The sequence below is a fragment of the Aquabacterium sp. genome (genome assembly GCF_049274795.1).
Taxonomy (GTDB): Bacteria; Pseudomonadota; Gammaproteobacteria; order Burkholderiales; family Burkholderiaceae_C; genus Aquabacterium.
The window spans coordinates 73,635-89,045 of record NZ_JBASTH010000077.1 but is presented as its reverse complement, the minus strand read 5'-3'; the positions used below and the strand labels follow the sequence as shown (position 1 = coordinate 89,045).

14 protein-coding genes are annotated in these 15,411 nt (G+C 67.8%); 5 read left to right on the top strand and 9 right to left on the bottom strand.

From position 1 onward, the window contains the following. Window positions 1-7 precede the first annotated feature (7 nt). Genes WAQ08_RS12385 through ftsZ form a run of 4 tightly spaced genes read left to right on the top strand, consistent with a single transcriptional unit; the run spans window position 8 to window position 4,423 of the window. Window positions 8-1,027 (top strand): D-alanine--D-alanine ligase, encoded by a 1,020-nt coding sequence (locus tag WAQ08_RS12385; RefSeq protein WP_422191881.1) that lies wholly within the window; start codon window positions 8-10, stop codon window positions 1,025-1,027. A gap of 27 nt (window positions 1,028-1,054) precedes the next feature. Further along, window positions 1,055-1,888, top strand: a complete 834-nt coding sequence (locus WAQ08_RS12380; RefSeq protein WP_422191880.1) for a cell division protein FtsQ/DivIB — start codon at window positions 1,055-1,057, stop codon at window positions 1,886-1,888. A 22-nt stretch (window positions 1,889-1,910) separates the two neighbouring features. Then, on the top strand, window positions 1,911-3,140 hold the full coding sequence (gene ftsA, locus WAQ08_RS12375; protein ID WP_422191879.1) for a cell division protein FtsA: 1,230 nt from the start codon (window positions 1,911-1,913) through the stop codon (window positions 3,138-3,140). A 56-nt stretch (window positions 3,141-3,196) separates the two neighbouring features. Continuing rightward, window positions 3,197-4,423, top strand: coding sequence for a cell division protein FtsZ (gene ftsZ / locus WAQ08_RS12370; RefSeq protein ID WP_422191878.1), 1,227 nt, complete (start codon window positions 3,197-3,199; stop codon window positions 4,421-4,423). Window positions 4,424-4,645: 222 nt separating this feature from the next. Here ftsZ and WAQ08_RS12365 read toward each other — a convergent pair whose 3' ends face one another. The 4 genes from WAQ08_RS12365 to WAQ08_RS12350 form a co-directional block, all read right to left on the bottom strand. After that, on the bottom strand, window positions 4,646-4,846 hold the full coding sequence (locus WAQ08_RS12365) for a hypothetical protein (RefSeq protein ID WP_422191877.1): 201 nt from the start codon (window positions 4,844-4,846) through the stop codon (window positions 4,646-4,648). Window positions 4,847-4,936: 90 nt separating this feature from the next. Continuing rightward, the gene (locus WAQ08_RS12360; protein WP_422191876.1) at window positions 4,937-6,763 is read right to left on the bottom strand and encodes an ATP-binding protein; all 1,827 of its coding nucleotides are present in this window, start codon (window positions 6,761-6,763) and stop codon (window positions 4,937-4,939) included. 4 nt (window positions 6,764-6,767) lie between these two features. Beyond that, window positions 6,768-7,469 carry a response regulator gene (locus WAQ08_RS12355; protein WP_422191875.1) on the bottom strand — a complete coding sequence of 234 codons (702 nt, stop codon included), beginning with the start codon at window positions 7,467-7,469 and terminating at the stop codon, window positions 6,768-6,770. Beyond that, a complete protein-coding gene (locus tag WAQ08_RS12350) occupies window positions 7,466-8,719 on the bottom strand; it encodes a multifunctional CCA addition/repair protein (protein ID WP_422191874.1) in 1,254 nt (417 codons plus the stop codon). The genes WAQ08_RS12355 and WAQ08_RS12350 overlap by 4 nt, the downstream gene beginning before the upstream one ends. Before the next feature lie 211 nt (window positions 8,720-8,930). Here WAQ08_RS12350 and WAQ08_RS12345 point away from each other — a divergent pair, with 211 nt between their 5' ends. Further along, the gene (locus WAQ08_RS12345; protein WP_422191873.1) at window positions 8,931-9,416 is read left to right on the top strand and encodes a PEP-CTERM sorting domain-containing protein; all 486 of its coding nucleotides are present in this window, start codon (window positions 8,931-8,933) and stop codon (window positions 9,414-9,416) included. Here WAQ08_RS12345 and WAQ08_RS12340 read toward each other — a convergent pair whose 3' ends face one another. Genes WAQ08_RS12340 through WAQ08_RS12320 form a run of 5 tightly spaced genes read right to left on the bottom strand, consistent with a single transcriptional unit; the run spans window position 9,417 to window position 15,355 of the window. After that, window positions 9,417-10,016, bottom strand: a complete 600-nt coding sequence (locus WAQ08_RS12340; RefSeq protein ID WP_422191872.1) for a hypothetical protein — start codon at window positions 10,014-10,016, stop codon at window positions 9,417-9,419. Then, window positions 9,976-10,548 (bottom strand): Rhs element Vgr protein, encoded by a 573-nt coding sequence (locus WAQ08_RS12335; protein WP_422191871.1) that lies wholly within the window; start codon window positions 10,546-10,548, stop codon window positions 9,976-9,978. The genes WAQ08_RS12340 and WAQ08_RS12335 overlap by 41 nt, the downstream gene beginning before the upstream one ends. Further along, a complete protein-coding gene (gene rsmA, locus WAQ08_RS12330) occupies window positions 10,545-11,363 on the bottom strand; it encodes a 16S rRNA (adenine(1518)-N(6)/adenine(1519)-N(6))-dimethyltransferase RsmA (RefSeq protein WP_422191870.1) in 819 nt (272 codons plus the stop codon). Before rsmA ends, WAQ08_RS12335 begins: the two co-directional genes overlap by 4 nt. After that, complete coding sequence (locus WAQ08_RS12325; RefSeq protein WP_422191869.1) at window positions 11,353-12,768, bottom strand: peptidylprolyl isomerase; 1,416 nt, start codon at window positions 12,766-12,768, stop codon at window positions 11,353-11,355. The genes rsmA and WAQ08_RS12325 overlap by 11 nt, the downstream gene beginning before the upstream one ends. 4 nt (window positions 12,769-12,772) lie before the next feature. Further along, the gene (locus WAQ08_RS12320; RefSeq protein ID WP_422191868.1) at window positions 12,773-15,355 is read right to left on the bottom strand and encodes an LPS-assembly protein LptD; all 2,583 of its coding nucleotides are present in this window, start codon (window positions 15,353-15,355) and stop codon (window positions 12,773-12,775) included. Window positions 15,356-15,411 lie beyond the last annotated feature (56 nt).

The window sequence follows — 15,411 nt, the reverse complement described above, 5'->3', positions numbered from 1 at the left end:
CGATGCCATGAGCACCCCCCTCCAGATTGCCCCCCCCACCGTGGACCCCAAGTCCCTGGGCAAGGTCGCCGTGCTGTTTGGTGGTGATTCCGCCGAGCGCGAGATCTCCATCATGTCGGGTACCGGTGTGCTCAAGGCTTTGCAGTCGCAGGGGGTGGACGCGCACGCCTTCGATCCTTCCGAGCGCCCGATCGAGGATCTGCGCAAGGAAGGCTTCGAGCGTTGCTTCATTGCCCTGCATGGCCGCGGTGGTGAGGATGGCACCGTCCAAAGCGAGCTCGAGTGGCTGCAAATCCCTTACACCGGCTCGGGCGTGAAGGCTTCCAGCCAGGCCATGGACAAGGACGTGACCAAGCTGATGTGGCGCTACAAGGGCGTGCCCACGCCGGCCTGGCGCACCGTCAAGAGCGCGGCCGAGTGTGAAGAGGCCTTCGATTACCTCGAGTGTCCCACCATCATCGTCAAGCCTGCACGTGAAGGCTCGTCCATCGGCCTGACCAAGGTGACGGACCGCAGCCAGTGCGCAGCCGCCTATGTCCTGGCCGCGCAGCACGATGAAGAAGTGATGTGCGAGGAGTTCATCGACGGCGACGAGACCACCTGCCCGGTGCTGGAGATCAACGGCGAGCCCGTGGCCTTGCCGGTGATCCGCATTGCCGCGCCCGATGGCAACTACGACTACCAGAACAAGTACTTCACCGACGATACCAAGTACCACTGCCCGTCCGGCCTGCCCGAGGACGAGGAAGAGCGTATCCAGAAGTTGGTGGTCAAGTCCTTCAAGGCCTTGGGCTGCCGCGGCTGGGCCCGTGTCGACGTGATGATCGACAAGGTCACCCGCGAACCCAGCCTGCTGGAGATCAACACGGCGCCCGGCATGACCTCGCACTCGCTGGTGCCCATGTCGGCCCGTGTGGCCGGCCTGAGCTATGAGCAGCTGTGCGTGCACCTGCTGACCACCGCCGCGCTGGACCGCGAGATCCCTGGCATGTACGAAGCCATGAGCCGCGGCAACCCCACAGCCTGACGCACCAACTCGTCACCCACGATCACCATGCTCACCGCCCAGGCCCTGCAACCCTCCAGCGAGATGCCGCAAGACATCCGCTGGATGAACGCCGCCACCGCCGCCCTGGCCGTGGTGGCGGTGTTGCTGGTGCTGGCCGCAGGCTTCACGGTGATCAGCCGCCAGCCCTACTTCGTGATCCACAAGCTCAGCATCGACGGCGAGATGCAGCGCAACAACATGGCCACCGTGCGGGCCAACGTGGTGCCGCGCGTCGAGGGCAGCTTCTTCATGGTCGACCTGGCCCGTGCCAAGGCCGTGTTCGAGTCGGTGCCCTGGGTGCGCCAGGCCCTGGTGCGCCGCGTGTGGCCCAACGAGTTGCGCGTCACGCTCGAAGAGCACAAGCCTGCTGCCTACTGGCGCCATGAAGATCGCGACGACCAGCTCGTCAACCAGCAGGGCGAGGTCTTCGATGCCAACCTGGGCGATGTGGAAGACGAGCCCCTGCCCACCTTGCAGGCGCCGGCCAATGCCAGTGCCGGCCAGGCCCGCCTGATGCTGACCATGCTGCGCAAGCTGCAGCCCGTGCTGGTGCCGCTGGACTCCAGCATCGATTCGCTCAAGCTCACGGACCGTGGCTCGTGGACGGTCAAGCTCGACAACGATGCCGTGATCGAGCTGGGCCGCGGCGAGACCGATGAACTCGTGGCGCGTGCCGAACGCTTCGTGCGCACGCTGCCCCAACTGCGCCAGCAATACAGCGAGCCGCTGGCCTATGCCGACCTGCGCTATCCCCATGGCTATGCCGTGCGGCTCAAGGGCCTGAGCACCGTTCAGAACATTTCGAAAGAGCGTATGGCCAGCGCTCGTCAAACGCCTTAAACTCGTCAAAACCCGCACCAACATGCCCAAGGAATACAAGGACCTTGTCGTCGGACTGGACATCGGCACCGCCAAAGTGATGGCGGTCGTCGCGGAAGTCCTGCCGGGTGGCGATCTCCGACTCGCCGGCCTGGGTGTCGCTCCCAGCCATGGGCTCAAGCGCGGTGTGGTCGTCAACATCGATGCCACCGTGCAATCCATCCAGCAGGCGCTCAAGGAAGCCGAGCTGATGGCCGACTGCAAGATCAGCCGCGTGTGGACGGGCATCACCGGCAGCCACATCCGCGGCCAGAACAGCACCGGCATGGTCATCGTGCGCGACAAGGAAGTCGCGCCCATCGACGTGCAGCGTGTGGTCGAGACCGCCAAGGCCATCAACATCCCGAACGATCAGCGCCTGCTGCTGGTCGAGCCTCAGGAGTTCATCATCGATGGGCACGAGGTGAAGGAACCCATCGGCATGAGCGGTGGCCGCCTTGAAGTCAAGGTGCACATCGTGACCGGTGCGCAAAGCGCGGCCGAGAACATCGTCAAGTGCGTGCGCCGCTGCGGGCTCGAAGCCGAACAGCTCGTGCTCAACCCCAGCGCATCCAGCGCCTCGGTGCTGACCGATGACGAGAAGGACCTGGGCGTGGCCCTGGTCGACATCGGCGCGGGCACGACGGATGTGGCCATCTTCGCCGACGGCGCCATCCGCCACACGGCCGTGATCCCCATCGCCGGCGACCTGATCACCAGCGACATCGCGATGGCCCTGCGCACGCCCACCAAGGATGCCGAGGACATCAAGGTGGACCACGGCGTGGCCAAGCAACTGCTGGCCGATCCGAACGAACAGGTCGAGGTGCCCGGGCTGGGCGACCGCGCCCCGCGCATGCTCTCGCGCCAGGCTCTGGCCGGCGTGATCGAGCCGCGCGTCGAAGAGATCTTCTCGCTGGTCCACCAGGTGATCCGCGAGTCTGGTTACGAAGAATTGCTGTCCTCGGGCATCGTGCTCACCGGCGGCTCGGCAGTCATGCCGGGCATGGTCGAGCTGGCCGAAGACATCTTCCTGAAACCGGTGCGCAAGGGCGTGCCGCTGTATTCAGGCGCTCTCCACGACATGGTGGCCAGCCCTCGGTCGGCCACCGTCATGGGCTTGCTCGAAGAAGCAAGGTTGTCCCGCACCCGCGGCATGAAGGCCGCTCAGAAGGCCGGGTCTGTACAGACCCTGTTCGGACGGGTGAAGGACTGGTTCATCGGTAATTTCTAAAACGTTTCTTCCCAATTCACTGGCAACTGCTGATTGAGACTACTAGGAGGTATGACATGCCTATCGAGATGATTGAAAACTTCGACCTGGGTACACAGATCAAGGTGATCGGTGTGGGCGGCGGTGGCGGCAACGCCGTTGACCACATGATTGCCCAGGGTGTGCAGGGCGTGCAGTTCATCAACGCCAACACCGACGCCCAGGCCCTGAGCCGTTCGACGGCCGAGCAGAACCTGCAACTGGGCACCAGCGGCCTGGGCGCTGGTTCCAAGCCCGAGGCTGGCCGCGTGTCGGCTGAAGAGGCCACGGAGCAGATCCGCACGGCCCTGGATGGCGCGCACATGGTGTTCATCACCGCCGGCATGGGTGGCGGCACCGGCACGGGCGCTGCGCCCGTGATCGCCCGCGTGGCCAAGGAGATGGGCATCCTGACCGTCGGCGTGGTCACCAAGCCCTTCGAGTTCGAAGGCAACCGCCGCCTCAAGCAGGCCGAAGCCGGCCTGGCCGAGCTGGAAGCCAACGTCGATTCGCTGATCGTGGTGCTCAACGAGAAGCTGCTGGAAGTGCTGGGCGATGACATCACCCAGGAAGAAGCCTTCAAGCAGGCCAACGACGTGCTGAAGAACGCCGTCGGCGGCATCAGCGACATCATCCACATCCCGGGCCTGGTGAACGTCGACTTCGAAGACGTCAAGACCGTGATGAGCGAGCCTGGCAAGGCCATGATGGGCACGGCCACGGCCTCGGGCCCTGACCGCGCTACCAAGGCCGCCGAAGCCGCTGTGGCCTGCCCGCTGCTCGAAGGCATCGACCTGTCCGGCGCGCGTGGCGTGCTGGTGCTGATCGCCGCGAGCAAGGCGACCTTCAAGCTGAGCGAATCGCGCAACGCGATGAACACCATCCGCCGCTACGCCGCCGAAGACGCGCACGTGATCTACGGCACGGCCTACGACGAAAGCCTGGGCGACCAGCTGCGCGTGACCGTGATCGCCACCGGCCTGAGCGCTGCCAAGCGCATGACCGTGGTGCACAGCGCCCCGCAAGGCCATTCGCAGATCTTCGCCCGTACCGGCACCGACAACCTGCCCATTCTGAACAACCCGGTGCACCCGGGCGGTCACCAGATGGGCCACGCCGGCCATGGCAACGACTTCAGCGGCCTGAACACCCCCAGCGTATGGCGCAGCGGCCGCACGCAGGCGGCCCAGAAGGTCGATGCGCTGGCCAGCAATGGCATGGACGAGCTGGAGATCCCGGCCTTCCTGCGCAAGCAGGCGGACTGATTCTTCCGCGCTCGGGGCAGGCGTGCTGCCCCGGCATGTCATGACCGTTGACCAGTGAACCGAAGGCCCCGGCTTGCCGGCCGGGGTCGGGATTTGCGCCCTCCGCATGTTCGTGCGTGCGGGGGCGCTTTTTCATGCCTGCGTGAAACGGCCTGGGCCGCGTCGGCAGTCATGAGAGAGCGTTGTCCGGGAGGACGGCGAAGGGAAGCGGGCGCGCCTCCGTCAGGGGCGCCAGATGCGTTCCAGGTAGACCAGGCACCCCAGGCCCACGACGATCAGCAGCGGGGTGAGGGTGGCATCCAGCAGCACGGCCGCGCTGGCCGATCCGGCAGCGATGAGCAGGGCCAGCACGCCCCAGCCAATCGGTGGGCGATCATCGCCGCTGGCGGGCGCGCCCAGGGCGTCGTCGGGAGTGTCGTGCATGGCGGTACTGCGTCGGTCTGCGGCGTCGGGCTGCGAAATGAAGTGCCATTGCACGTGAAAGTGCTTTCCCGAGTCCATAACCCGCAGGGGTTAGGCAGGGCCCCCGATCAGGGTGTCCAGCGCCTGGCGCAGTTCGGCGGGGGACAGGGGCTTGCGCCGTAGGACCACGCCGGCCTCCGCGGCCCGGGCGTTGAGCGTCGGGTCCAGATCCCCGGTCAGCAGCAACACGGGCAGCTCGGGGCCGAACTCATGCCGTGCCTGATGGGCCACGGCCAAGCCATCGTCGGACGTACCTAGGCGCAGGTCGGTGAGCAGTGCATGGGGCCACGCATCGGCATGGGCCAGTGCCTCGATGGCCTCGGCCAGGGTGGCGCCGGCAAAGCACTGCCAGCCCAGGGTCTGCAGCACCGTGCGGGTGGTGTCGCGCACATCGTCGTCGTCTTCCACCAGCAGCATGGTGCGGGTGGCGCCTTGGCCTGGCAAGGCGTGAGGATCGTGCAGAGATGAAGCCTGCGGCGTGGGCGTGGGCGCTTCGCTGGCCGGCACCATGGGCACCCACAGCGAGAACACCGAGCCTTGCCCAAGGCGTGAGCGCACGTTCAGGCGGTAGGCCCCGGCCTGCACCAGGCGGCGCACCAGGCCCAAGCCCAGGCCCAGGCCTTCGCGCAGGTGGCGCGCGGGGTTGTGCAGCTGCACGTAGTCTTCAAAGATGCGGGCCCGGTCGGCGGGCGCGATGCCTGGGCCCTGGTCCCACACCTGCACCACCAGCCAGGCGCCGCGTGCCCGTGTGCGCAGCCGCACCGTCTGGCCTTGCGGGGTGTAGCGCAAGGCGTTTTCCAGCAGGTTGCGCAGGATGCGCTGCATGAACAGCGGGTCGGCCTGCACGGCAATGTGCGCAGGCACCCCGTGTGCATGCAGGTGCTGCCAGCGCAGGCCCTTGTCCTGGCACAGCAGCTCGAACTCGTCGGCCAGTTGCGACAGCAATGGGCGCAGGGCGATGGCATGGGGCTGGTGTACCAGCTTCTGCGCATCCACGCGGGCGATGTCGAACAGCTGCTCGAAGATGCCGCGCAGGCCATCGACCGCCGTGCTGATCTTGCCGGCCAGGCCGCGTGATTCCGGTTCCAGCAGCCGGGTGGACAGCAGCCCGGACAGCAGCGTCAGGCTGTGCAGGGGCTGGCGCACGTCGTGGCTGGCCGTGGCGATGAACTCGCTCTTCTGGCGGTTGGCTTGCTCGGCGGCATCCTTGGCCAACCTCACCTTGCCGACCTCATCGGCCAGCTCGGCCACCAGCTGCTCGTTGCGGATGCGCAGGCGTTCGGCCTCCAGCAGGCGCACCTCGATCAACCGGCCCACGCCCAGGCAGGTCACCATGGACAGTGTCAGGATCAGGGCGATGGTGGCTGTGCCTTCGGCGGGGTCGAGCAGCAGGCGCGCCAGCACGATCAGCAGGATGGGCAGGTTGGCGGCCGTGGCCACGCCCGAATCGTGCGTGCTGAAGAACATGGCCGTGTAGCCGAAGATGATCAGTGCCGTGAGGATCAGCAGGTGCCATTGCGATGGCAGCGCGCCCCACAGCATGGCGGCCAGCAGCGCCCAGCCGGTGGCCTGCGTGACCTCGCGCATCAGCGTGATGGCCCGCCAGCGTGGGTAGTTGTCGGCATCGAGCACCACGCGGCGCAGGCGCCAGATCGACAGGCTGCCCCAGGACCACGTCGCCAGCAGCAAGGCGATGGGCGGGCCCCATTCCCACAGATTCAGGCCGCTGCGCCGCACCACGGGGATCAGGGCCAGCAAGGCGATGAACTGCCCGGGGATGGCCCAGACATCGAGGCGCCAGTGGTCGCGCAACTGTTCCAGGTAGATGGCCCGGTCGGTGGGCGTGAGGCCCTGCAGGTTCAGGCGCAGGAACTTCATGGGCTCAGCGGGTGGGAAGGGCGGGCTCCGCCAGGCCGTCGCGCGCGCAGTTGAGCAGCAGCTGCACGCGGTTGTGGGCCCCATGCGCGCGCAGGATGGCGCGCACATGCAGCTTCACGGTCTCTTCGCTGATGCCGAGCTGGTCGGCGATCAGCGCGTTGGCCAGGCCATGCAGCAGCAGGGCGCGCACTTCGATCTGGCGGGGTGTGAGGCGTGGTGGCAGGGGTTGGTCGGGTGCCGCGTCACGCCGCTCTGGGGCTGGGCCCCCGCCGCCATCCGCGTCGGCGGCAGCGTGGGCCTGTGCCAGCAGTTCCCGCGGGAAGTACACGCCACCGTGGGCCAGCGTGCGCAGCCCTTCGGCGAAGTGCGCCAGGCTGCCCGCCTTGGGCACGAAGGCGCAGGCACCTTCGCGCAGGCAGGCCAGGGCCAGGTCCAGATCGTTGCTGCCCGAGACGACGCCGATGCGGGCGCGCGGGGCATGGGCACGCAACTGGCGCAGCGTTTCCAGCCCCTGGGCATCGGGCAGGTTCAGGTCGGTGATGATCACCTCGATGCCGGGGGGCGGGGCGCTGTCCAGGCGGCGCAGGGCCGTGGCCAGGTCATCGGCCTGGTGCGTGCTGAGGTCGGGCCATTGGGCGGTGACCACCTTGAGGATGCCTTCGCTGACCAGGGCATGGTCTTCCACCACCAACAGCGTTCGGGTCACTGCGTCTTGTCCTCGTCGTGAGGCTGAGGCGGGCGCAGGCCGGCCAGGGCCTGTGTGCGTGCCTGCTGGATGACATCGGCGATGGCCGCGCCCTTCTGACCACGTTCCATGGCCTGGGCGGCCAACTGGGCGGTATCGACCGACTGGCAGGCCTTCAGGGCCAGCGGCAAGGCCGTGGCGGGCTGGTAGGTGCTGTCTTCGAAACCCAGGCGGCCGCGCGCGTCGCATTCGCAGGCCAGCAGGATGTCGGGCAGGCGCTGGGGCTTGCGGAAGGCGTCGAGCCGTTCCAGCAGGCGCACCGTGGCCGCGGCGGACAGGTCGGTGCTGCGGTGGATGTTGCCGTGCTCGCGGGCCACCACATCGGCCAGTTCGCGGCATTCGTTGGGCACGCGCAGGCGTTCGCAGACGTCCTTGAGCAGCTTGGCGCTGCGGCCTTCGTGGCCCAGGTGGCGGGGCAGCACGTCGGCCGGGGTAGTGCCCTTGCCCAGGTCATGGCACAGGCAGGCGAAGCGCACGGGCAGCGAGGCCTGCAGGCGCGCGCTCATGTCCAGCACCATCATCAGGTGCACGCCGGTGTCGACCTCGGGGTGGTAATCGGCGCGCTGGGGCACGCCCCACAGGCGGTTGACCTCGGGGAGCAGGCGTGCCAGCGCACCGCAGTCGCGCAATACGTCGAACATGCGCGAGGGGCGCGCTTCCATCAGGCCGCGGGCCAGTTCCTGCCAGACGCGCTCGGCCACCAGGTGGTCGGCTTCGCCCTTGTCGACCATGCGGCGCATCAGGTCGGCGGTGTCGGGCGCCACGGTGAAGTCGGGCAGACGGGCGGCGAAGCGGGCCAGGCGCAGGATGCGCACCGGGTCTTCACCGAAGGCCGGCGAGACGTGGCGCAGCACCCGGGCGTTCAGGTCCTGCTGGCCGCCGTAGGGATCGACCAGGGCGCCGTCTTCTCCCTGGGCCATGGCGTTGATGGTCAGGTCGCGACGGGCCAGGTCTTCTTCCAGCGTGACCTCGGGCGTGGCCTGGAAGACGAAGCCGTGATAGCCCCGACCGGATTTGCGCTCGGTGCGGGCCAGCGCGTACTCCTCCTTCGTCTGCGGGTGCAGGAAGACGGGGAAATCGCGGCCGACGGGCAGAAAGCCCCGGGCAACCATGGCCTCGGGCGAGGCGCCCACGACCACCCAATCGTGGTCTTGCGTGGGGCGGCCCAGCAGCCGGTCGCGGACGGCGCCGCCGACGAGGTAGGTTTTCATGGGGCGAAAGTATGGGGTCGATGCGCGATGACGGAGCGCCTGAACATTGTGCATTGCACCATGGTGGCGGCCCGTGGAAGGGGCAAAACGGGCCCCGATGCACCGCAAGCAGGCCAAAACCGGGCTTGGATGGTGTGTGACGTCTGGCACGGAGTATGCGTGAGAGGGCCCAGGTTCTGTGTCATTTGTCATTCCCCCCAGGGAGGTTGGTATGAGCATGCAAACGAAGAAGTGGCTTGTTGGTGCGGTTGCTGCCGCCTCGATGGCCCTGGCCAGCGGTGGCGCCAGCGCCGCCTTGTCGGTGTCGGGAACATTCGATCCCCTCGCCCTGCCTTACACGGGGGGCGCCTCAGTGACGTTCGAGTTGCTGTCCAGTGGCGGTATCACGGCGGTGATCTCGGGGGCCGGCCCCATCTTCGGTGGCTTGTACAGCCCTGCATCGGTGACGCCGTCGTTCTCGACCTCGCTGCCGTCGTTCCAGACGATCTACAGCTTCACGGGCCTGGCCGCTGGCATCTACACCTTCGAGTTCTTCGGCCCGGTGGGCACGAGCTTCACGCTCGATATCGCGCCCACCCTGGGCACCTCGGTCGCGCTGGTGCCCGAGCCCGAATCCCTGGCGCTGGCCCTGGGTGGCCTGGGCGTGCTGGGCGTGCTGGGCCGTCGTCGCCTGAGCAACGCGTCAGCACAGGGCTGATCACCGACCCAGGGGCTGGCTGCGCCACCAGTCGCGCAGCCGTTCCCACCACGTGGCGCCGGTGTCGAGGGCATGGCCCTCGCCGTCATCGAGCCATGCGCGCGATGTGCACCGTTGCGTGGTGTCGTCCACGGCCAGCAACTGCGTTGGCCGTTTGGCATCGCCTTCCTGCCAGCAGAAACGACTGCGGTACAGGCGGATGCTGCTGACCTCCAGCGTGTAGGGCTGACCCGCTTTCAGCAGTTGGGTCGGGATGCCCACGCACTGCGCTGGCGCGTCTGGCCAGGTGCGGCTGGCGTTGGCCCCTTCTTCGGTGTCCTGCCGCCACAGTGGCGTGCTCGTGTCGTCGGCCGGGGCGCCTGCCCACAACTGGACCGACCAGCCCTGCTGCGCCTCGTTGGGCGAGCCCGCGCTCACGTGGGCGCACAACGGGGTGTTGGGTACGCCCTGCGCGCCGATCGCCAGCTCTACCGGGCCATGCACCTCGGCCGACGTGCCCCACGCAGCCTGCATGCCGGCCAATGCCGCCCACAGGCTCACCACGATCTGGCGTGACCACTCAGCGTGGGACGTGGACGGTGCGCGGCAGCGTTCTGGCATCAAGCGGATCCTTCAGAAAGTCAGCGAGGACAGCCTCGTAGAAGGGCAGCAGCGACCTGCGCCGCGCATGCACCTTGTCGCCAGATGACAGGTGGCATGCGTCGAAGTAGTGGGCGATCAGCTCGCCTTGCTGCTCCAGGTTGAAATCACCCAGGGTCTTGCCCTGATCACGCACATGATCGTAACCGTAGGCGCGTGCCTTGGTCCCATAGCCGCCCTGAAGGCCCAACAGCAGGCCATGGCACAGCACGCACAGGCCGCGCTGGTATTGCCACACGTGCGTCATTTCGTGCATGAACCAGACCTTGGCGGCCCTGCCCGCGACAGAGAAGTCGTGACGGTAGCCATGGGGCGGGAAGTAGATGGCACCGAACGGGGCCAGGGCGTTGTCGCCCATGCCGGGCAGCCGGCGCCGGCGGTGCACCCGCACTTGGTGGTAGTCGATGGCGGTGCCGAAGAGCTGGCGGGCCATCGCCACCTCGCCGCTCGTGAGCGGCCGCGCCCCCGTCGACCAGGGGCGCCACAGGCTCATGCCTGTGATGCGCTGGCCAGGCGGGTCAGCGCCAGGTAGTCGTCCACCGGCACCTCTTCGGCGCGGCGCTGCAGGTCGAAATCGGCCTGGAGGCCGCGCTCCTCGAGCCAGCGGCCCAGGGTGTTGCGCAGCATCTTGCGGCGCTGCGAGAAGGCCACGGTGACGATCTCGCCGAGCAGGTCCACGTTCAGGTCGGCCTGTGCGGCTGCGGGGTAGGGCACCATGCGCACCACGGCCGAATCCACCTTGGGCGGCGGATCGAAGGCCTCGGGGGGCACGTCGACGATGGATTCCATCTCGTAGCGCCATTGCAGCATCACGCTCAGGCGGCCGTAATCCTTGCTGCCGGGCGAGGCCACCATGCGGTCGACCACTTCCTTTTGCAGCATGAAGTGCTGATCCTCCACACGCGCGGCGAAGGGCAGCAGGTGGAACAGGATGGGCGTGGAGATGTTGTAGGGCAGGTTGCCGATCACGCGCAGCGGCTTGCCGGCCTGCTCGGCCAGGGCCGTGAAATCGACATTGAGCACGTCGGATTCGACCACGGCGAGATCGGCGCGCTTGCGCAGGCGGGCGGCCAGATCCCGGTCCAGCTCGATCACGGTGAGCTGGCCGCTGCGCTGCACCACCGGGTTGGTCAGGGCGCCCAGGCCCGGGCCGATCTCGACCAGGGGCTGGCCAGGGCACGGGTCGATGCCGCGCACGATCTCGTCGATCAACCCCGGATCGGCCAGGAAGTGCTGGCCGAAGCGCTTGCGGGCGCGGTGGCTGTCACCAGCGCCTGCGCCGCGGTCAGGCCTGCGCTCAGGGCGCATCGCGCATGTCCACGTAGGCCGCGGCACGCAGTTCGCGCGCCCAGTCTTCATAGGCGGGCTCGAAGCGCTGCTCGCGCAGCACGCTGCGGGCGGCTTCGCGCTTTTGCTGCTCGGTGAGTTGCACTTCGCGGCGCTCGATCAGCTGGATCAGGTGCACGCCGAACCGGGTGACGACGGGCTCGGAGACCTGGCCGGGCTGCAGGGCGATCAAGGCCTGCTCGAACTCGGGCACGAACTGCCCAGGGGCGGCCCAGCCCAGGTCGCCGCCACGGGTGGCGCTGCCGTCTTCCGAGTTCTGGCGGGCCATCTGGGCGAAGCTGGCCTGGCCGCCGACGATCTCCTTGCGGATCTCGGCCATGCGGGTACGGGCGGCCTGGATGCTTTGCTGGGGCGTGGTGCGCAGCAGGATGTGGCGGGCGCGCTGCTGGGTGTAGGTGGCCTTGGCGGCGTTCTCGCGCTCGATCAGCTTGAGCACGTGAAAGCCGGCGCCGGAGCGCACGACCTTGGACACCTGGCCCACCTGCAGGTCCTTGACGGCGTCGGTGAACAATTCGGGCAGGCGGCTGGCCGGGCGCATGCCGAAGGTGCCGCCGTTGTCGCGCGTGCCGGTGTCGTCGGTGTTGTCCTTGACCAGCTGGGCAAAGTTGGCGCCGGCAGCGGCACGCTCGCGCAGGGCTTCGGCCTTGGCAGCCAGCTGGCGCACGCGGTCGGCACTGGCGCCTTCGGGCACGCCGATCAGGATGTGGGCCAGGTTGAGGTCTGTGTCGCGGCCGGCGGCGGCAGCCTGCGCATTGAAGGTGTCCAGCTCACTGTCGGAGATCCGGATGCGGCCATTGACCTCACGGGCGCGCACGCGCTCGAGCAGCAGTTGCTCGCGCAGGCTGTTGCGGTAGCGGTCGTAGTCCAGGCCATCGGCGCGCATGCGCTGGCGCAGTTCCTGCAGCGAGATCTGGTTTTGCGCCGCGATGTTGGCGATGGCGTCATCGACCTCGGCATCGCTCACGCCCATGCCGATGGTCTTTGCATGCTGGAGCTGCACCTTCTCGTCGATCAGGGCGTCGAGCACCTGCTCGCGCAGCATATCGGGGGGAGGCAGACGCGCATTGGGGTTGCGGCTGGCCGCCTCCATGATGCGGCCCACGCGCTTGTCGACGTCGGTGTGGGTGATGGGCTCCTGGTTGACCACGGCGACGATGTAGTCGGCGGTGGTCTGCTGGCCCTGCAGCTTGAGATCGGTGCTCAGGCTGGGCACGCCAGGAATGCGGGGTGACACGGACGGCGCGCCGCCGCCCAGGGTGAATTGGGCCAGTGCCGAGGTGGTGCCCAAGGCGGCCAGACTGGCGGCCACCAGCAGACGCGGCCACCGGGGCGAGGTGGGCGAAAGGCTTTGCAGACGGGCGGACATCAGGTCATTCATCATTCACGTAGGCTGAGGGCGGCACGGGAGGGGCGGTGAGCAGACCGGTGTCCTCGCGCAGCAGGCGGTAACCAGGGATATTGTCCCTCAAGGCGCGCAGCGGGCTGGAACCCAGTCGGGACAGCCCCACCAGCTCCAACTGGAACATCAGGCGGGTGGCGGCTTCGGCGCGCCCGATGGACGTGCGCTCGGCCACCACGCGGGCGATCCAGCAGCCGCCGTCGTACTCTAGGCCCACCAGGGCGTCGCTCAGGCGGCTGTCCTTGACGCTGTAGTTCAGACGCCCCACGCTGTACCAAGTTCCCCCGCACCCCGCATTGGAGCCCATCGGCTTGCTGCCCACGGCCTGGGCCAGGGCGGAGGCCACGGCCTCGGCGGCGGGCGATCGGCCGGCGATCGGCCACTGCCAGCCCACGTCGACCTGCTCGCTGCTGTCGCGGGTGTAACGGTAGTTGGCGCTGATGGTGCGGAAATTGCCCGGGTTGTAGCGCACGCCCAGCAGGGAGCGTTTGATGCGCTTGTCGCGGGCGCTGTACTGCGCGGTGGTGTCGAAGTACCAGTGCGGCACGACCGAGGTCGAGCCCAGCAGCAGCAGGTCGGACCAGCGCTGGGTGTTCACGGGGCCGTCGTCGGCGGTGATGCGCTGGTCGGCGAACTGCACCTTCTGCACCACGCCCAGGCGCATGATCTCGCCGCCGTTGCTGGCGCCGAGGATGCGGGTGGTCAGCCCCATCGTCAGCTGGTTCGAGTCGGACACGCGGTCCACGCCGGTGAAGGCGTTCTCGCTGAAGATGCTGTACTGGTTGAAGTCGCGGATGGCGCTGTCGAACTGGGGCAGGTCCGACTGCTTGCGGTAGGGGGTGTAGACGTACTGCACGCGCGGCTCGAGCGTCTGTACCAGGTTCTGGCCGAACCAGCCGATGGGGCGCTCGTAGACCAGGCCGCCGTCCAGGCTGGTGGTGGGGATGAAGCGGGACTGGTTGCGTGGCGTGCTGACGCTGGCTTCGTTGCGGTCCAGCGTGTAGCTGGCGGCGTTCAGGCTCATCTTGGGCGTGAAGTGCCAGCCCGCATTGCCGAAGGGGCGCGAGATGGTGGCCAGCGCGTGCACGCGGTCGCCCGTGACGCGGCTCTTGTCTTCGTTGCCGAAGCGGTTGGCCTCGGCCTCGAAGTTCCAGATCAGGCCGGCATCGGATGCGCTGCGGCTGCGCAGGCCGATCTGGGGCTCTCGGCGGTAGGGCGTGATGATGCGCGCATCCGGGCTGGCGTCGGGGTCCAGATCCTGCAGGGTCTGCCAGGATTGCACGCGGGCGTACAGCGAGGTCTGGCTGTTGCCCAGGCCCCAGACCCGCGTGTTGATCTGTCGCTCGACGTTGGCGTAGCTGCTGTACAGGCGCGGCGTGATCGTGTTGCGGCTGCGGGTGAAGTCTTTCCAGTAGTTGTCGTCGGAGACGCGGTTCCACCGCATCTCGTAGTTGGTCAGGCTGGGCGAGTCTGGCTGGATCCACTCGCCGGTGTGTCTCGCGTTGATCATGCCGCGGCTGCGGTCGGCCACGCGATCATTGGGCAGGGCCATCACGTCGATGGTGCCGCGGTCGCTGTCGGACAGGTAGCGGAACTCGCCTTCCATGCCCGCTCCGCGCCGTGTGGACACCGTGGGTGTGATGGTGGCGTCGCGGTTAGGGGCGATGTTCCAGTAGTAGGGTATCGACAGCCCTAAGCCGCTTTTGTTGTTGATGTCGAAGCTGGGCGGCAGGAAGCCGGATTTGCGCTCGTCGCTGAGCGGGAAAGTCAGCACCGGCGCGGCCAGGATGGGTACGCCCATGAAGCGGATCACGGCATTCTTGGCGCGGCCCTTGTTGGCCTCGAAGTCCATGTAGACATCGCTGGTGGAGAGCACCCAGTCCAGATCCTGTGTGTTCTCGGGCGTGCAACTGGTGTAGGTGGCGTCGATGGCGCGCAGTTTGTTGTTGCCCAGGAACTCCACCTTCGCGGCCTGCCCGCCGGCGCCGGTGCGTGCGAAGCGGTAGCTGGGGGTGGTGAACTCGCCTTGCAGGGTGTCGAGCTGCAGGGTCAGCGCGGGGCCGGCGAACAGATCGCCCCGGCGGGTGATGCGCACATTGCCTGCCGCATCGGCGACATTGCTGTCGGCCGTGTGGGTGACATCGTCGGCGCGCATCAGCAGGTCGCCGCGCTTGAGGCGCACATCGCCGCTGGCGTGGGTCTTGATGCCGGGCGTGCCGTCGAGGCGATCCGCCTCGAAGTAGATGGGCAGATCCTTGGCATCGGTGCCGCCTACGGGGGCGGCCAGTGACGAGGAAATGCGCAGCGGTGCTGCGGCGGCCTTCAACTCTTCATCGCCCAGCCGGGGTGCACTGGCTGGGGTGCTGGCCGCGGGGGCTGCACTCAGCGTCGCCGGGGGCGGTGCGGTCTGGGCGTCTGCCCGGTCGGCCAGCCAGGGGTGGCACAGCGCCAGCGCCGCCGCGCAGGCCACCGGTGTCGGGCTTGGCAGGGGCAGATGCCAGGCATTGAGCCGTGAGCCTGCGGCGCGGCGGGTGGTCAGGGCGGATGGCGGCACGAAAAGTGGAGGGTGGGGCGACTAAAATTGTGGGGGATTATTCCATGCCCCTCTGC